This window comes from Granulicella aggregans (assembly GCF_025685565.1).
Lineage (GTDB): Bacteria > Acidobacteriota > Terriglobia > Terriglobales > Acidobacteriaceae > Edaphobacter > Edaphobacter aggregans_B.
In genome coordinates this window covers 458745-475268 of sequence record NZ_JAGSYE010000002.1, presented here as the reverse complement: position 1 = coordinate 475268, position 16524 = coordinate 458745, and the positions used below count along the sequence as shown (strand labels likewise).

12 protein-coding genes and 1 tRNA gene are annotated in these 16524 nt (G+C 59.1%); 6 read left to right on the top strand and 7 right to left on the bottom strand.

The annotated features are described in order from the left end of the window. Positions 1–612 precede the first annotated feature (612 nt). Positions 613–1329 carry a hypothetical protein gene (locus tag OHL18_RS11500; protein WP_263374994.1) on the top strand — a complete coding sequence of 239 codons (717 nt, stop codon included), beginning with the start codon at positions 613–615 and terminating at the stop codon, positions 1327–1329. Between the two features lie 12 nt (positions 1330–1341). Further along, positions 1342–1737: a hypothetical protein gene (locus tag OHL18_RS11495; protein WP_263374993.1), complete on the top strand. Its 396-nt coding sequence runs from the start codon at positions 1342–1344 to the stop codon at positions 1735–1737. 159 nt (positions 1738–1896) lie between these two features. Here OHL18_RS11495 and OHL18_RS11490 read toward each other — a convergent pair. Beyond that, a tRNA-Glu gene (locus tag OHL18_RS11490) sits at positions 1897–1973 on the bottom strand. Between the two features lie 100 nt (positions 1974–2073). On the opposite strand from OHL18_RS11490, the gene OHL18_RS11485 reads away from it, so the two are divergent. From OHL18_RS11485 to OHL18_RS11475, 3 genes are all read left to right on the top strand, one after another. Beyond that, entirely contained in the window at positions 2074–2775 is a 702-nt protein-coding gene (locus OHL18_RS11485; protein ID WP_263374992.1) for a queuosine precursor transporter, read from the top strand. Positions 2776–3011: 236 nt separating this feature from the next. Then, positions 3012–4139, top strand: coding sequence for an efflux RND transporter periplasmic adaptor subunit (locus tag OHL18_RS11480; RefSeq protein ID WP_317890490.1), 1128 nt, complete (start codon positions 3012–3014; stop codon positions 4137–4139). A gap of 119 nt (positions 4140–4258) precedes the next feature. After that, positions 4259–7453 carry an efflux RND transporter permease subunit gene (locus tag OHL18_RS11475; RefSeq protein ID WP_263374991.1) on the top strand — a complete coding sequence of 1065 codons (3195 nt, stop codon included), beginning with the start codon at positions 4259–4261 and terminating at the stop codon, positions 7451–7453. Positions 7454–7525: 72 nt separating this feature from the next. Here OHL18_RS11475 and OHL18_RS11470 read toward each other — a convergent pair whose 3' ends face one another. Next, complete coding sequence (locus tag OHL18_RS11470; protein ID WP_263374990.1) at positions 7526–7756, bottom strand: hypothetical protein; 231 nt, start codon at positions 7754–7756, stop codon at positions 7526–7528. Positions 7757–8111: 355 nt separating this feature from the next. On the opposite strand from OHL18_RS11470, the gene OHL18_RS11465 reads away from it, so the two are divergent. Then, on the top strand, positions 8112–9008 hold the full coding sequence (locus OHL18_RS11465) for a dimethylarginine dimethylaminohydrolase family protein (protein WP_263374989.1): 897 nt from the start codon (positions 8112–8114) through the stop codon (positions 9006–9008). Positions 9009–9156: 148 nt separating this feature from the next. On the opposite strand, the gene ligD is transcribed toward OHL18_RS11465, so the two are convergent. From ligD to OHL18_RS11440, 5 genes are all read right to left on the bottom strand, one after another. After that, positions 9157–11910, bottom strand: coding sequence for a DNA ligase D (ligD, locus tag OHL18_RS11460; RefSeq protein ID WP_263374988.1), 2754 nt, complete (start codon positions 11908–11910; stop codon positions 9157–9159). A 127-nt stretch (positions 11911–12037) separates the two neighbouring features. Beyond that, positions 12038–13000: a non-homologous end joining protein Ku gene (ku, locus tag OHL18_RS11455; RefSeq protein WP_317890489.1), complete on the bottom strand. Its 963-nt coding sequence runs from the start codon at positions 12998–13000 to the stop codon at positions 12038–12040. 18 nt (positions 13001–13018) lie between these two features. Then, positions 13019–14365 (bottom strand): alpha/beta hydrolase family protein, encoded by a 1347-nt coding sequence (locus tag OHL18_RS11450; RefSeq protein ID WP_263374987.1) that lies wholly within the window; start codon positions 14363–14365, stop codon positions 13019–13021. Between the two features lie 135 nt (positions 14366–14500). Further along, the gene (locus OHL18_RS11445; RefSeq protein WP_263374986.1) at positions 14501–14770 is read right to left on the bottom strand and encodes a DUF2277 domain-containing protein; all 270 of its coding nucleotides are present in this window, start codon (positions 14768–14770) and stop codon (positions 14501–14503) included. A gap of 53 nt (positions 14771–14823) precedes the next feature. Further along, positions 14824–16443, bottom strand: a complete 1620-nt coding sequence (locus OHL18_RS11440) for an EAL domain-containing protein (protein WP_263374985.1) — start codon at positions 16441–16443, stop codon at positions 14824–14826. Between the last annotated feature and the right edge of the window lie 81 nt (positions 16444–16524).

Below are 16524 nucleotides of genomic sequence, written 5' to 3'. Positions count from 1 at the left end.
TTGCTGCAAATCAGAAAGTAAAAAAATAAGAATAACCGGGTAATCACCCAGCGCCTGGATATTAGACCCCTAAGGGCCGGTTGCGCTGGGCGTCATTTCGATCGCAACCGGCCCCTAAATCTCCCCGTTTGGGGCCATCAGGGAAGCGATCTACATGGACGGTGACTTCAACATGGGGCGGGTAAAGCAGGCCCATTGACTGCGCGACTTTGTCCGGGAAGCTGGCCTTGGCCATATTGAGCTCTTGTTGCTGATGGTGCTGGCCCGAAAGATGGGCAAAAGGTTAGCATCGCGACAGGAGGGATTGAGAATGGATGCCGAGCGTCGCTGGAGACTCTGGAGACCGAGTCTCTTCTGGAGCGCAAAGCAATCGGCAACGCTCTCGGTCGCCTGATCGAAGCTGGCTTCATCACCAAGACGTACGACCGGGATCGCCGCACCGAGTTGACTAGGGAGGGCCGACGCCGTCGTGCTCGCGGTCTATCCCTCGTCTGCCCCGAGAAGAACAACTATCAGCGCCGGTCCATAGGTGCACCCCGAAAGGACGGGAGCACCAACGATGATTGGAAGCACTGCGTGTAGCACCTTGTTCCCTCCGTCTGGGACGGCATCATGTTCGACTCGCGCGAAGCCGCGTCAGCGGCGACGGTGTCCGCCGAGGCTATGGCCGAAGTTGAACGAGTCCTCGCCGATGACGCCGATTTTTCCCGATCGACCCGCGAGTCTATCGGCACCAACGTCACGAAGCAGGATGCGGACGAAGTGTTCAGGTTCATCCAGCACTACTTCGCCGGTCATCCTACTCTGACCAGCCAGTCCGAAAAGAACGGCCTCCGGTCGATGAACAAGGCCTGCGTTGAGCTGGCGCGGAAGGCGATCGATCTGGGCAACATTCAATATGCGAGCGACTTTCTGTGGTGGTTGGAGCAGCGCCGCAACGAGGTCTACGGGAAGCTAATGAATGGCACGATCAAGAACTTGGGAGTGGACTTCGGGCTACTTCGGTACGTAAACGAGCTCTGGGATGAGTTCGTCCCTGAGTCGGACAACGACCCAGGCCCGTCCACTGACGACGAGGGCGGTGATGACGACAATGGGGGTGATGATGATGGTTGGTCGCAGGACGACGACGATGATGACGAAGGCGGCGGTAAGGATGAGTCTGAGGACGAAAGCCCAACCCTGACTTCCTCTCGTGGCCAAGCCCCTCCGCCGATCTTCGATTTCGACGACGAGGACGAGCCGGTGGAAGACACTGAGCCGGTGTCGGTGCCAGGTGACCGGTTCACTCATGAGCGCAAGGCGTTCGCGGCGGCGCTGTCGAAGTAGACTAACGAGTTCATGCGCCTTGCGGACAGGATCACCATCAGCCTTGACTTGGGGAACAACATCGTCCTCCGCATGGTAGTCAAGTGGCTGGAAAGCGGCACCTACCCGATCAACATCATCACCCATGCACAGGTGTCCCGGTTTGTCCTGCGCGTGACCCTGCCCTGGAACGTTGCACGTTACATCGTCGTAACGCAGAGAAGTCCGCAGAGGATCGGCGCATCGACACCAACTACAAGTTTCCTGAGCCAATCCGGCGAGAACGTGAAGGTCGTTCAGGAGCTCTTGAGACACGCCTCCAGTCGCATCACCCAGGACATTTACCAGCAGGCCGACCAGTCGGCGAAGCGTGAGGCGTTGAAGAAGTTCTCCAGCCTGTTCGTCGTGCCCGACACGAAGTCAGCGTAGGTGTAGGCGTAGATCTGCGTAAAGAAGCCCCTCTCGGATAGATCGAGAGGGGCTTCCTTTTGAGTTGCGTCAGAGCGTCAGTCGACGCTATTTTTCGAAAGTGCCCTTTCAGGACCCCAATCCTACATTAGGTTGTTCTTGTAAGCTGTTGATTCTATTTGGCGTCCCCGACAAGATTTGAACTTGTGTTGTCGCCTTGAGAAGGCGGTGTCCTGGGCCGGCTAGACGACGGGGACGCGTGGGTGTGACTTGGTTCACGCTATCAACGCGGGCGGGCTGTGTCAAAGCCTCGGGTGTGTTGATAAGGTGCGGCATAGTATCCTGCAGCCAGACCCCATGGCCACTTCTCTGCGAAGCTACAAGTATCTCGACGCGCTTACGACGGCGTTCGTGGTGATCCTGCTGGTGTCGAACCTGGTGGCGCAGAAGGTCTGCGTGGTGGGACCGTTCGACATCTCCGGCGCGATCATTCTGTTCCCGATTACGTACATCTTCGGCGACGTCTTCACCGAGGTGTATGGATTTGCGGCATCGCGGCGGGCGATCTGGCTGGGGTTCTTTGGGACGGCGCTGCTATATGGAGTGGCGTCCATCGTGATCGCGCTGCCGGCGGCTCCGGAGTGGCCGAACCAGAAGGCATTTGCGACGGTCTTCGGGATCATCCCGCGCATTCTTGTAGCGAGTTTGATCTCGTTTTGGGCGGGAGAGTTCGCGAACTCCTACACGATGGCGCGGTTGAAGCTGCTCACCAATGGAAGGAAGCTGTGGACGCGGACGATCGGGTCGACGGTGGTGGGGCAGGCGGTGGATACGACGCTCGTGATCATCCTAACCTTTGCCGGGACGTACAGCATTCCCACGCTGATCAAGATCATCTACACGGGCTATCTGTTGAAGGTGGCGTATGAGGTGATTGCGACGCCGGTGACATACCTCGTGATCAACTGGCTGAAGCGGGCGGAGGGCGCGGACGTCTTCGACCGGGACAAGGACTTCAATCCGTTCCGGTTCGCGACGACGGAAACGCCGTCTTCATAAACGGCCTGAAATTCTGCGCAAGCCTTCTGTTTTGAACTGGATAGAATTTACGCATCCCCCGCAGAGACACGCTCATCTAACGACCGTAGTCTAAATTTATCCTGCAACGTTTGTGGTTCTGATCTCCTGCCGCTATGTCCGGCGGCGAGGGCAAGGCTGTGATCGGAGTGGGTATTGCCTTGAACGGACCTGAATCCGTGGAATTTGTGGATAGAAGAACGATGAAGGAGTTGCAATTGTCACAGGCATCCGAAGCTCTCCGAACAATAGCGCGCGGCGCTAGGCTGGGCGTAACGCTGGGCGTGGGGCTCGTCGCGCTGACTCTGAGCGGCTGCAAGAAGCCCGCTCCGGCGGCTCCCCCGGCGATGCAGGCGACGCCGGTGCAGGTCGCGCCGGTTACGCTGAACCCTGTCCCGAACTCCGACACCTACGTGGCGACGATTAAGAGCCGGCGCTCTTCGACGATGCAGCCGCAGGTGGACGGAAACCTGACGAGGATCTTTGTACACTCCGGCGAGGCCGTAAAGGCTGGTCAGGTGCTCATGCAGATCGACCCGTTGAAGCAGGTTGCGACGGTACAGAGCCAGCAGGGCACCGAAGCGCAGAAGAAGGCGCTCTACCTGTACAACCAGGTGGAGGTGGAGAGGCAGAAGAAGCTCTACGAGGCCGGAGTGACGTCCAAGCAGTCGTACGACCAGGAGGTACAGGCATTTGAAAATGCGAAGGCCGACTACGAGTCCTCCGTTGCGCTGACCGGCACACAAAAAGAACAACTGAAGTACTACCAGATTCGCGCGCCGTTTGCGGGAGTCGTGGGTGACATCCCGGTACACCTTGGGGATTACGTATCGCCTACCACTGTACTGACGACCGTGGATGAGAACGCCGATCTGGAGGCGTATATCTACCTGCCAACCGAGCGCACGAGCCAGGTGCGTATGGGTCTGCCGGTGGAGATTCTCGGAAACGACGGTTCGGTGCTGGTGAAGTCTGCGATTAACTTCCTTTCGCCGCAGGTGGACAACGGTCTGCAGAGCATTCTCGCGAAGGCTCCGATACCGCGGACCGCACAGACGCTGCGGAACGAGCAACTTGTGAATGCGAAGGTGACCTGGAGCACAGCTCCCGCTCCGACGGTGCCGGTACTGGCCGTGGTTCGCGTGGGTGGACAGCCGTTCGTCTTCGTGGCTGCTCCCGCGCCGGGCGGCAAGGGCGGCTTTGCTGCCCATCAGGTTGCGGTGACGCTTGGAGATACGGTGGGCAATACCTATCCGGTGCTGAGCGGTCTGAAGCCCGGGGACAAGGTGATTCTGTCGGGTCTCCAGTTCCTGCAAGAGGGCGCACCGGTACAGCCGCTGGGATAAGCGAAGGCCGTTGTTCGTTCTACGTTGCACGTTGTTCGTTTGTTGGATACGGACACCGCGGCCTGATTTTACGAACAACGAACGACGAATAACGTACAACGCGCACTTAGAGGTTTGACTTGGTAGATTTTTTCATTCGCCGCCCGATCTTCGCTACGGTCTGCGCGCTGCTTATTGTGCTGGCCGGAGCGGTGTGCATCCCGACGCTGCCTATCTCTCTGTATCCGGACCTTGCGCCTCCGCAGGTCGTGGTGAGCTGCAACTACATCGGCGCCAACTCGAAGGACGTCGAGTCGGCCGTAACCACGATTCTCGAGCAGTCGATCAATGGCGTCGAGGGGATGCGGTACATCAGCTCAACGAGTTCGAACGATGGAACCTCGACCATTACCGCGACATTCGATACCGGCTACGATCTGGATATCGCCGCTGTAGACGTTCAGAACCGTGTGTCGTCCGTCTCGGGCCGTCTGCCTGCGGCAGTCAATAACACCGGCATCTCGATCACCAAGGCGAATGCAAACTTCGTGCTGGCGATCGGATTCATCTCACCGGACCACTCGCTTTCACCTCTTTTCATTTCGAACTACCTCGACGTGTACGTTGCGGATGCTCTCAAGCGCGTGAAGGGCGTCGGCGCAGTGGTCATCTTCGGCGAACGTAAGTACGCGATGCGTCTCTGGCTCGATCCCGCGAAGCTTGCGGCGCGGCAGTTGACAGCGCTTGACGTGACGAATGCACTGGCTGAACAGAACATCGAAGTTCCCGCCGGACAGTTGGGCATTCCGCCGTCCGACCCAAAGCAGAGCTTCCAGATCGCGGTGAGGGTTGCGGGGCGTTTGGCCGACGCCAAGCAGTTCGAGAACATCGTGATCAAGAACAGCACGACGGCGAACGGCATCGTGTTGCTGAAGGACGTGGGGCGCGCAGAGATTGGTGCTGAGAACTACAACACGGACCTGAAGTTCTCGGGCGGCGACGCAGTCGGACTCGGCGTGCAGCAGCTCTCGACTGCAAATGCCCTTTCGGTGAAGCAGCAGTGCGAAGCGGTCCTCGCGGAGCTGAAGAAGTCGTTCCCTCCGGGCATGGACTATGTCGTTGCGGTTGACTCGACGCTGGTTGTGTCGGACTCGATCAAAGAGGTTGAGACGACGCTGGCTGAGGCAATCATCATCGTCATCGTCGTGATCTTCCTGTTCCTCCAGGACTGGCGCGCAACTATCATTCCCGCGGTGACGATTCCTGTGTCGCTCGTGGGAACGTTCGCGTTCATCAAGATCTTCGGCTTCTCCATCAACTCGCTGACGCTCTTCGGAATCACGCTCGCTACGGGGCTAGTCGTTGACGACGCGATCGTGGTCATCGAGAATGTCCAGCGACATCTTGAAGAAGAGGTGGAGCGAGGCGAGATCAGCGAGAGCCGCGATGCGCACCATGCAACCAGCGTCGCGATGGCCGAGGTTACTAGTGCCGTTATTGCTACGTCGCTGGTATTGATCTCCGTGTTTGTGCCGGTCAGCTTCTTCCCCGGTACCACAGGCATTCTGTACAAGCAGTTCTCGCTGACGATTGCCTTCGCGATTGCGATCTCCGCGTTCAACGCGCTTACGCTGTCGCCGGCGTTGGCGGCGATTCTGCTTCGACCGCAGTCACGTCCGACGGGCCTGCTGGGGCTGATTCTGAATCCGATTGAAGCCCTGATCCGGAAGACGATCAAGGTCTACGCGAAGATTGCAGAGTGGGTTGTTGCGTGGCGCTGGGCGGTGCTGGTGCTCTTCCTCCTGTCGCTGGGGCTGACGGGATACATGTACAACCATGTGCCAACGGCGTTCATCCCGGCCGAAGACCAGAGCTATTTCCTGATCATCGTGCAGACGCCTCCGGGAGCTTCGCTCTCGTATACGTCGGAGTTTGCCGCTCGTGGCGCGGACCTCGTGCGGCAGGACGATGACGTCTTCGGAACTTTTTCGGTCATGGGCTTCTCGCTGGCCGGCGGAAGTTCGCCGAACGCTGGATTGATCTTCGCGCCGTTGAAGCCGATCGACGAGCGCACGAAGAAGGGCGCTGGACACTCCGCGAAAGAGATCGTAGCGCGGATCGGGCCGAAGCTCTTCATGGTGCCGGGCGGCATCCTGTTCGCTGCGGAACCTCCGGCGATCGCTGGTCTCGGAACTGTGGGCGGATTCCAGTTCATGCTGCAGGATGCTGGCCGCAACACGTTCACCGATATCGATCGCGTGGCGCACCAGATCGTCGGCGCGTCGCGTGCGCCTGGGTCAGGGCTGACCGCGCTCAACACGACCTTCACCGCGAACGATCCGCAGCTTCAGGTGACGTTTGATCGCGAGAAGGCCAAGACGATGGGCGTGCCGCTCGATCAGATTACGGCGGCGATGTCGACCTTCATGGGCTCGAGCTATGTGAACGACTTTGACTTCAACAATCGTTCGTATCGCGTGTACGTGCAGGCTGACCAGATGTTCCGGCGCAGCGCGAACGACCTGAAGGGGTACTACGTCAGGTCGAATACGAATCAGATGGTGCCGCTCGAGAACCTCGTGATGGTGACGGAGACCTCTGGTCCGCAGGTCATCAACCACTACAACCTCTTCCGTTCGGCGGAGATTGATGGTTCGCCGGCTCCGGGGCTTAGCTCCGGGCAGGGGCTTGAGAACATGGTGACCCTGTTCAACAAGTTCAAGCTGCAGGGCATGAGCTACTCGTGGACCGGTATCGCTCTCGAAGAGATCGAGTCTTCCGGTAAGGCGATCATCATCTTTGGCCTCGGTCTGCTGGTTGTGTACCTTGCGTTGGCGGCGCAATACGAGAGCTTCGCGCTGCCGTTCATCATCCTGTTGGCGGTGCCGATGGCGATCCTTGGAGCGCTGTCGCTGGTCTCCTTCCGCGGGCTGGTAGATGACGTCTACGTGCAGATCGGTCTCGTCATGCTGATTGGTCTCTCGGCGAAGAACTCGATTCTTATCGTCGAGTTTGCCGAGCAGCAACTGGAGCATGGCAAGAGCATCATCGAGGCGGCGATCGTGGCGGCGGAGCTTCGCTTGAGGCCGATTCTGATGACCTCGATCGCGTTCATCCTGGGCGTGTTGCCGCTCTACTTCGCGACGGGTGCGGGCGCTTATGGAAGGCACTCGGTAGGTACGGCGATCGTTGGCGGAATGATCCTGTCGACGATCCTGAACCTGGTGTTTATCCCGGTGCTATACGTTCTGCTGAAGACCTTCCTGGGAATGTTCTCGAAGGGTAAGAAGAAGGAGAACGGGAACGAACTGCCGCCGTCGACTGTAACTCCGTAGGACAGTGTCTGAAGGCAAAAAGAAAGCGCCCGCTTGTAGATCAAGCGGGCGCCTTCTTTTAGTGTGCGGAGATTAGTGTTTGAGAAGTGCAGGGTCGAGCGACGGAAACACCCTGAGCTGCTTGCGTGTGTTTGAAGCAGCCTGCTCTTCTTTGTTGAGAACGCTCTCATCGGTCGCTTTGAGAGCGTCTGGCTTTGCGACAGAGTGCGATCCGCTTACCCCGGAAGGCACCGACTTGGATCGTATGACGTTCCAGCTGCCGGATTGATGAGGCTTCGGCACTGAGCTTTCGTGAGTTGACATAAGAGCTCCTTGAAGAGGAGTTGCAGGTCACCAGACTTGCGAGGTGGGCCAAGGGCGGTTAGCCCGGTCAGCGATTTGTTGCGTTGTGAAGGGCTGGAGTCGGCTGGGTTGAGCGACTACGGGGGCATGCCCTCAGTGGCGCGAGTATAACTCTGGTAACGCAGGATAAGCAAAGCTGAAGTAGTTTACTTATCGGCTTCCTGTATTGGCTGTGCCTTTTTGGGCATTGCCGTTGTGAAACAAACTGGTCGATTTGATGGGATTTTCAAGCATGTATATTCATCTTTTTCCGAATAATCATTCATGTTGACGCGGCATTTGGCGGCTGCCAAGCTCAAGGTCGAGGCCATGTGAGATGAGTACGTCTGTAACCAACCTGAACCCCAATGCCATAAACGCAGTTTCCATCCTTTCGAGTGCGAGACCTCAGCTTTTGATGTGCGCGCCGCACCTCTACGACGTGGACTACGTGATCAATCCGTGGATGACGGGCAACGTTCATAACGCGTCGCGCGACCTGGCGATGAAGCAGTGGCAGAACCTATACGCTGCTGTCTCGGAGGTGGCCGACGTGTTATTGGTCGAACCACAGCCGGGCTCTCCCGATATGGTGTTTACGGCGAACGCCGGGCTTCTCTATAACGGCGAGGTGGCGATCAGCAGCTTCTTCCATCCGGAGCGGCAGGGAGAGGAGCCGCACTTTAGACGCTGGTTTGCGGAGCAGGGATACAAGGTCTTGGACGTTGCGCGTGAGACACCGTTTGAAGGCGAAGGCGATGCGCTCTTCAGCGAAGATGGGACGCGGCTTTGGGTGGGGTATGGGACGAGGACGCTGGAGTCGAGCCACGATTTGCTGCGAGCGGCGTGGGGCGTGGAGGTTGTCGGGCTGGAGTTGATTGACCCGCGGTTCTATCACCTGGATACGTGCTTCGCCCCGTTGGTGGGAGGGTACGTGATGTACTATCCTGCGGCGTTTGGCGCGGATTCGTTGCGGGAGATTGAGGCGTTCTACCCGGAGGACAGTCGGATCGTGGTGGAGGAGGCGGATGCGGTGCGGTTTGCCTGCAATGCGGTGAATATTGGTTCGACCATTATCTTGAACCGGATCAGCGAGGAGTTATTGGCTCGCCTGAGTTCGCTTGATTTTGAGGTAGTTCAAGTGGAGTTGAGCGAGTTTCTGCGGGCTGGCGGGGCGGCGAAATGCCTGGTGATGAAATTGGGTAAGGCGTTGGATGCGCCGCGTCTGACGTAGACGAGGCAGATCACACCATCGTGGCCGTCATTCTGAACGTAGTGAAGATCCCCGCGTTTCGTTCTTTGGGCCCAGGAGTCTGGTGGCGGCACGGGCGAAATGCGGGGATTCTTCGGCTTCGCCTCAGAATGACGGCTCTGGCGAGGAGTTACTTCGCCGGGCGAAGTGATTCGATCGCCTGGGCGGTTAGCTTCTGGCGGAGCGTGAGGATGCCCTTCCAGGGATCTTTCTTGAGGCGGGGCTTCCACTCTATAAGATTCGTGACGCTGAACTTTGGAAGCGCGTCCGCTTCAAGTTCTTTCCAGGAGAGTGGCATGGACACGTTGACCCCGGCGCGTGCACGAGGTGAGTAGGGGGCGACGGCGGTGGCTCCGCGTTCGTTGCGGAGGTAGTCGATATAGATCTTTCCCACGCGAGCGGACTTCGTCATCTTCGAGAGATAAAGCGAAGGAGAGGCTTTCTCCATCGCGAGTGCGAGGCTGCGGGCGAAGACCTTGATGGTCTTCCAATCTTGTTCGGGCTCGATGGGAGCGACGATGTGGAGGCCTTTGCCACCGGTGGTCTTCAGGAAGCTTTCGAGGCCAAGCTGCTTCAGGCGTTTGCGGACGTTGGAGGCGGCTTCGGCGAGGACAGACCATGCGATCGAGGTGTCCGGATCGAGGTCGATGACGATGCGGTCCGGGTGCTCGAGGTCATCGTTCTTTGAGCCCCAGGGATGGATCTCGAGGACGCTCATTTGGGCAAGCCCGGCGAGGGTCTCGCGGGTATCTAAGGTGATGTAGGGCTCGGGCTTGCCGGACTTTTTATCTGTGACCATGACCGTCGCGATGTCTTTGGGGAGCATCGAGGTGACGTGCTTCTGGTAGAAGCACTCGGAGGCTGCGCCTTCGGGGCAGCGCACGAGGCTGAGCGGGCGGCCGGCAATGTGGGGCAGCATGGCTTCGGCTATGGCCCAGTAATAATCAGCGAGGGCCTGCTTAGTGAGGCCGGATTCGGGGTCGAGGACCTTGTCGGGGTGGGTGAGGCGGACCGGTGCCTTTTCTTCTTCTTTAGCGGGTGAGACCTTCGCGGCGGCTTTGGGAGCGAGGCGGTGAGTGGCGGCCTTCGCAGGTTGCGTGCGTGAACGCTTTGGTGTCGGAGCGGCTTCTTCGCGGACTACCTCCTTCGCGGGCTTGTCTTCGCGCAGACCGAGGAAGGCGGCCTGACGTAGTTGCAGGTCTGCGGTCCATGTGGCGAAGCGGACCTGCGCGACGAGCTTCGGCTTGACCCACTTCGCGCCTTTGCGGGCGGCGGATGGGATCTCTGCGAAGGGCGATTGCGATGCTGCGAGAGCGTCAAGCTTATCGCGAGTGCTGCGGTGCGTCTTCTGGTTGAAGCCGGTGCCGGTGCGCCCGGCGTAGATCAGTTTGTCATCCTCGTAGTAGCCGAGGAGCAGAGCGCCGACGCCGTGGATGCCGTTCGAGGGTAGCGTGTAGCCGCCGATGACGAACTCCTGTTCGTGCAGGCATTTCAGCTTGAGCCAGTCGCCGTTGCGGCTCGAGACATACTGCGACTGCGAACGCTTGGAGATGATGCCTTCGGCGTGCAGGGCGCAGGCGTGCTGAAACATCTCCTGGCCGCTGGTCTCGATGTGCTCGCTGAGGCGGATTAGCTCGGTATCTAAGCCATCAAGAAGATCTGCCAACAGAGCTTTGCGATCGACTAAATGGCGGTCGCGGGTGCTGTGGCCGTTCAGATGGAGAAGGTCGAAGCAGAAGTAGGTGAGGGGATTGTTCGCTCCGTCCTGGAAGGCGGCCTGGAGTTGAGCAAAGTTGGTGGTGCCGTTCTCGGAGAGGACGACGACTTCACCATCGAGGGTTGCCTTCTCAGCCGGCAGAGTACGGACCGCGTCTGCGATCGAAGGGATACGGTGGGTCCAATCAAGACCACTGCGGGTGAGCATCTGGACCCTGTCGCCATCCTTGCGGGCCTGGATGCGGTAGCCGTCGAGTTTGAGCTCGTGAAGCCAGCCGGGTCCTTTGGGCGCGGCTTCGGCCTGGAGAGCTAGCTGGGGCTTGATGAACAAAGGCTGCGATTCGGGAGTGAGGTGCTTGAGGATCGGATCGAAGTTCAGCCGACGGACCAGCTGTGAAGTTGTATTGTCCGCGGCTTGCTTGGCCTTCGGTCGGGCAGATGAAGACTTCTTCTCCTGGCGGTACCAGGCTTTGCCTTTGGCCGTGTCTTTGGAGTTCCAAACGTGGTCTTCCTGCGCGGCGATCTGTTCGAGGGACCGTTTGGTGACGACGGAGTTCGGTTCTTCTTCGGTGATCGCTGGAGCATCGGGCGGCCGCTCGAAGTCATCGTGCTCTTTGATGAGGAGCCAGTTTGGTTTTCGCTCGGTCGCGGCCTTGCCGCCCATGCGGACGAGCGCCCACTTGCCGTGCATCTTGGTGCCCTTGAGGATGAACTTGAGTGAGCCGTCGCGGAGGCCCGCATCCACATCATCATGTCCTTCTTGTGGCTCCCAGGTGCCCTGGTCCCAGAGCATGACCGTGCCTCCCCCGTATTGACCGGCGGGGATGATGCCTTCGAAGCCGCCGTATTCTATGGGGTGGTCTTCAACCTGCACGGCGAGACGTCTGTCGGCGACGACGTAGCTGGGGCCTTTGGCGACGGCCCAGCTTTTGAGGACGCCGTTCCAGCCCAAGCGGAAGTCGTAGTGGAGATGGCTGGCGGCGTGTTTCTGAATGCAGAAGGGGAGAGCCGCCTGCTTCTTTTGCGGGCCGCCGGAGGGCTCGGCGGTGATGCCGAAGTCGCGCATGGAGCGGTAGCGCGCCAGTTGCTCGTCGACGGCGTTAGAGGCGGTGGCGGGTGTCGCTTTCCTTGCGGACTTTTTAGCGGCGGCTTTCTTTGCTGTCGTCATCGGGTATCTCAGAGCAGGCAGCGGTAAGGAGTGAAGCAGATCCTCCGCATGGCCTTTTCACGATGAAGCTGTGAACAGGCCATGCGAAGGATGACAAGATTGGAGAGCGGCGGCCGCAGGTGAAAAGCTACGCGGACTTGCGCTTTGCCGCGGTCTTCGTGACGGACTCTGTTGCCTTGACCAAAGCAATGCCTTTCTTCGCCGTCTTCGCAGATTTCTTCTGAGCATGCTCGGAGGAGTCGGCAGATTTGTTGTCGAGGCTCTTCCGCAGCGCATCCATGAGGTTGACGACGTTGTTGCGCTTGGGCGCGGGAGCTTCATCTTTCGGGATAGGAGCGTGGTTGACCTTCGCTTCGACCAGTTCCTTCAGGGCGACCTCGTAGCCATCAACAAACTTCGATGGGTCGAACTTCGCGGCCTTCTTCTTGATGAGCGTCTCCGCGAGGTCGAGCGAGTCCTCGTTGATCGCCACTTTCTTGATGTCGCGGAAGTATTCGGCTGGGTCACGGAGTTCTTCCTGGTAGCGCATGGTGTAGGCCATCATGCCTGCTCCGTCGGGGGCGGCGGTGATGGCGAGTACATGCTCGCGACCGCCGAAGGCGATCTTGCCGAGGGCGGCTTTCTTTGTCTTTTCGAGGGCGCGGCGGACGACGGCGAAGGCTTCGGTCTGGAGGTCGTTTTCAGGAACGACGAAGTAGGGCTTTTCGAGGTATTCCGGGGCAAGGTCGTTCAGGTCGACGAACTGGGTGACCTCAACCGTGTGCTTCGAGGGGACGCGGAGGTGTTCGATCTCTTCGGGCTCAATGGTGACATACTGCCCCTTGCTGTACTCGTAGCCCTTGACGATATCGTTCTTGGCGACGGGGTCGGAGGCTTCGTCCGGAGACTGTTCGAGCGCAGAGGCGAGGACCTTCTGGTGACGGACGCGCTCGCCGGTCTTACGGCTGATCTGGTGAAAGTGGATCTCGCCTTTGGATTCAGTGGCGACGAACAACTTCACGGTGAAGGAGACGAGAGAGATCTGGATCTGACCTGACCAGTAGGGACGTAGCATGAAGGTGGCCTCGATTACTGAGATTCGGGGCGGCATTTGAGAGATGCTTTTTGCTCACTTTTCCGGATGGAGATTTTTCTTTTCCGGATGGAGATTTTTCTTGAGGAACTCGATGTAGATGGCCCAGTCCGAGGGGACCATGCCGTGGCCGCCATCGTGCATGAAGTAGCTGAGGTCGTGGAGGATCGGCTGACCGGCAGCGGGCCAGACGTCCGTGCCAAGGTCTTCTTTTCCGAGCAGCTTGTAGACCGGGCCAGCGGCGACTTCGGCCAGGAACTCGCCTTTGGGATCGGACCAGTCGTCGGTGCTGCCGGTCTGTAAGAGCAGAGGACGAGGAGCGATCAATGCGATGAGGAGATTGGCGTCCATAGGCGCTTTGTCGGGGAAGCCGCCGTACTTCGCATAGTTTGGAGCGAATTGGTAGGAGAAGCGAGTGGGGTCCGTCAGGTTGGCGATGGTTTCGCCGTAGTTCCGATGACTGAGCGCTGCGCCGCCTTCACCGGAGCAGCTTGCGATGACGGCGGCGAAGCGCTGATCATGCGCTCCGGCCCACATGACGGTCTTGCCCAGGCGGGAGATGCCGTGGATGGCGACGCGTTTGGCGTCGATGCTCTTGTCGGTCTCGAAGTAGTCCTGAACGCGGCTCATGCCCCATGCCCAGGCTGCGACCGCACCCCAGTCATCCGGGGCGCGATCTGTCTGGCCGGGTCTCTGGTAGCGGGCGCGAATGCCGTTCGAGAAACCTTCGGGATAGTCTGGGTCGATGTCGCCGTAATAGTAGGTGGCTACGCCGAAGCCGACGGCTATCAAGGCTTCTGCGTCGATGTGGCCGAAGTTATGGCCTGGCGGTGGTGACGGTGGCACTATGCGCGTGTTGGTCTTGGGGTCCCAGACCTTCTCGGGGATGATGCCGGGATCATCGACCGCATTCTGAACGGCACCGAAGTTGATGCTGAAGAACATCGGCACTGGCTTGGTCGCGTTCGCGGGGAGATAGATCAGGAGATCGATCGCTGGACCGGTCTTCTCCTTGTTGAGGTAGATGGTGACCTGTTTGCGGATGGCCTTCCCGTTGAGCGCAGGTGTTCCCTTGTCGACGATCTCGAAGTTCTCACCGGGAGGGCGGCCGGGAGCTTGACCATATTGCTGGACCTCAAAGAGTTTGACGATCTCCTGACGGCGCTGGAGGTACCAGATATGGGGGTCGTTGAAGTGACTGCCGTTGTTAAGCGTGAGCGCGTCAGGCAGGGTGTAGGTGCCGACCTTCGCCTCATCGTAGTTGGCGGGAATGCCCGTGACGACTTCAGAGGTGCGCTTTGCCGTTGGCGGTGGTGCCTGCGCCTGCAAGACGAGCGCGGAGCCGGCAAAGAGGAATACCAGGAAAGGTTCTCTAAAAGGCATGCAGGGGTTTCCTCTGGGTGCGAGAGTCGGCGCGATGATTTCTACAGGGAAACAGATTACGAGACGAAAGGGTAGAGAGCAGCGCGTAGCACTGTCAAATAATGAGGTCTTGTGGAGAGGTGCCGCTGAGCTGGCCTAGCTTCCGAACCGTTTCACGCTTCTCGCCTTCAACTTTGCCGCTTCTGCTTCGCGGTTCTTAGGTGGTGCATTCGTCTCAAGCGAATGCAGGAATTCGGTGGAGATTCCAGCGATGGCATCGATCGCGGCAAGAAAGGGCGCTTCGTTTACCTTGGATGGCTTATTAATCCCGCTGATCTTGCGGACAAACTGCAGGGACGCGGCGTGGACTTCGCTGTCCGTGACGGGTGGGTCGAAGTTGAAGAGCATTTTGATGTTGCGGCACATGGTCGGGCGCTCCGATCGTTCGTGTCTCTCCCGCGTCACAGTCTGACTGGAGATCAGGCGTTGTTCGTAACCGGCAGAGTCACTCGTTGTTCTTCCTGGGATGCGAGCGCGAGCAGGAATTCGCCGGGAGCCTGCGGCTTGCCAAACAGCCATCCCTGGCCCATAACAGGCAAGTCAAACCCTGCGAAGTACGCTGCCTGCTCCGGTATCTCGATACCTTCGGCGATCACGAGTAGGCCGAGGCCCGAAGCCATCGTAAGAATCTGCGGAAGAATCACTCCGGTAACAGAATCCGTGCCGATCGACTGGGTGAACGCCTTATCGATCTTGATGGCGTCCACGTCGAGGTCTTTCAGATAGGCGAGGCTTGAGTAGCCGGTCCCGAAGTCGTCGATCTGAACGCTATGGCCGCGCTCGCGGAGCCGGTGCACGGCTTCAATCGCGATGCTGTGTCGGGCCGTCGCGCTCTCCGTGAGTTCGAGCACTAGCTTGTGTGGCGCGACTCCCGCAGCGGCTAATGACTGTCCGAGCATGGGCAACAGTGCCGGGTCCGCGAGATCGCTGGCTGTGAGGTTGATGTGGATGCGGAATTCGGTGTCGTCGCTCCGTAGCGTGTCCGCGAAGTCGAGCAACGTATGGCGCAGGGCCAGCCGGGCGACTTCGAGCGCGAGTCCCCTCTCTTCCGCGAGACGAATGAAGATGTCCGGGCCAATCTGAAGGCCGTCATCATCTCGCCAGCGGGCGAGCGTCTCGGCGGCCACAATACGGCCGCTGGAGAGGTCGACGATGGGCTGATAGACGAAGTGCAGCCGATCCTGGCGGATTGCTTTGATCAGTTGATGAGGCATGCTGCGCCGGCGTGAGTGCAGCAGCAGTAGAAGCGCGCTGACGAGGCCCAGGAAGAGGCCGATGCTCATGGCATAGAGGATCAGCAATCCCCGTTGCGCCCTTCGATAGCTCGCGAACGATCCGAAGGATGTGGCACAGTCGATCTGGCTGGGGCCGGTGGCGTTGGCGATGCAGTGTGTAGCGTAGATTGTGTCGCCGATGCGTCCCTGCGACTCCCGATCGATGATCGCGCCAGGGAGCTTCTTCGATTTACCAACGGCCGAAGGCAAGAAGGTATTGATCGCTCCAGAAGAGAAGACCTCGTGGTTCCGCCTCATCTCGTGAATCCGGCCACTCAGCTCTGGGGATTCGACGGCAAAGAAGTCGCCTCGCTGGCGAATGAAGACGGGAGATCCGGCGACTCTATAGGGCGCCATATCCCTGAAGAGGGTTGTCCCGTCCTGGTAGTGAAACGTCGGCTTGAACTGTTCTTTGGGGAGATTGTCTCTTCCGAAGAGGGCAGAGCAGAGGATCTTTCCATCGTGAATGCGGCCGATCTCACGGAAGTTGGCGGAGTGATAGATCAACTGCCGAAGCTGGGCGATCTCCGCATCGGAGCAGGCCGGGAGATTGAGGGCGTTCGCCTTGGCGAGGATGTCGTGAGACTCGGTTACGACGGAGTGAATGGTCTCCGCGAGCGGCGCAGCCTCCTCCTGCAGGCGGGCTTCGGCGGTGGTCTCGACGAATCTTCTGCCGCTGAGGTATCCAATCGACGCACCTATCGCCATTGCCAGCAGGATTGCGGTCGTCGATATCCACAAGCGGCGGTTTAGCCTGAACGTCATCGATTAAAGCTCGTGGTGGTGTTTATCCCTGGCTTCGAGATATCTGCCCAAGCCGTTTCCCGATCAAACCGTGCCGCACGG

Excerpts from the sequence above, each read along its gene's own strand:
- OHL18_RS11500 (WP_263374994.1), top strand. The coding sequence starts at position 613 with ATGTTCGACTCGCGCGAAGCCGCGTCAGCGGCGACGGTGTCCGCCGAG.
- OHL18_RS11495 (WP_263374993.1), top strand. The coding sequence starts at position 1,342 with ATGCGCCTTGCGGACAGGATCACCATCAGCCTTGACTTGGGGAACAAC.
- OHL18_RS11485 (WP_263374992.1), top strand. The coding sequence starts at position 2,074 with ATGGCCACTTCTCTGCGAAGCTACAAGTATCTCGACGCGCTTACGACG.
- OHL18_RS11470 (WP_263374990.1), bottom strand. The coding sequence starts at position 7,756 with ATGTCAACTCACGAAAGCTCAGTGCCGAAGCCTCATCAATCCGGCAGC.
- OHL18_RS11465 (WP_263374989.1), top strand. The coding sequence starts at position 8,112 with ATGAGTACGTCTGTAACCAACCTGAACCCCAATGCCATAAACGCAGTT.
- ligD (WP_263374988.1), bottom strand. The coding sequence starts at position 11,910 with ATGACGACAGCAAAGAAAGCCGCCGCTAAAAAGTCCGCAAGGAAAGCG.
- ku (WP_317890489.1), bottom strand. The coding sequence starts at position 13,000 with ATGCCGCCCCGAATCTCAGTAATCGAGGCCACCTTCATGCTACGTCCC.
- OHL18_RS11450 (WP_263374987.1), bottom strand. The coding sequence starts at position 14,365 with ATGCCTTTTAGAGAACCTTTCCTGGTATTCCTCTTTGCCGGCTCCGCG.
- OHL18_RS11445 (WP_263374986.1), bottom strand. The coding sequence starts at position 14,770 with ATGTGCCGCAACATCAAAATGCTCTTCAACTTCGACCCACCCGTCACG.
- OHL18_RS11440 (WP_263374985.1), bottom strand. The coding sequence starts at position 16,443 with ATGACGTTCAGGCTAAACCGCCGCTTGTGGATATCGACGACCGCAATC.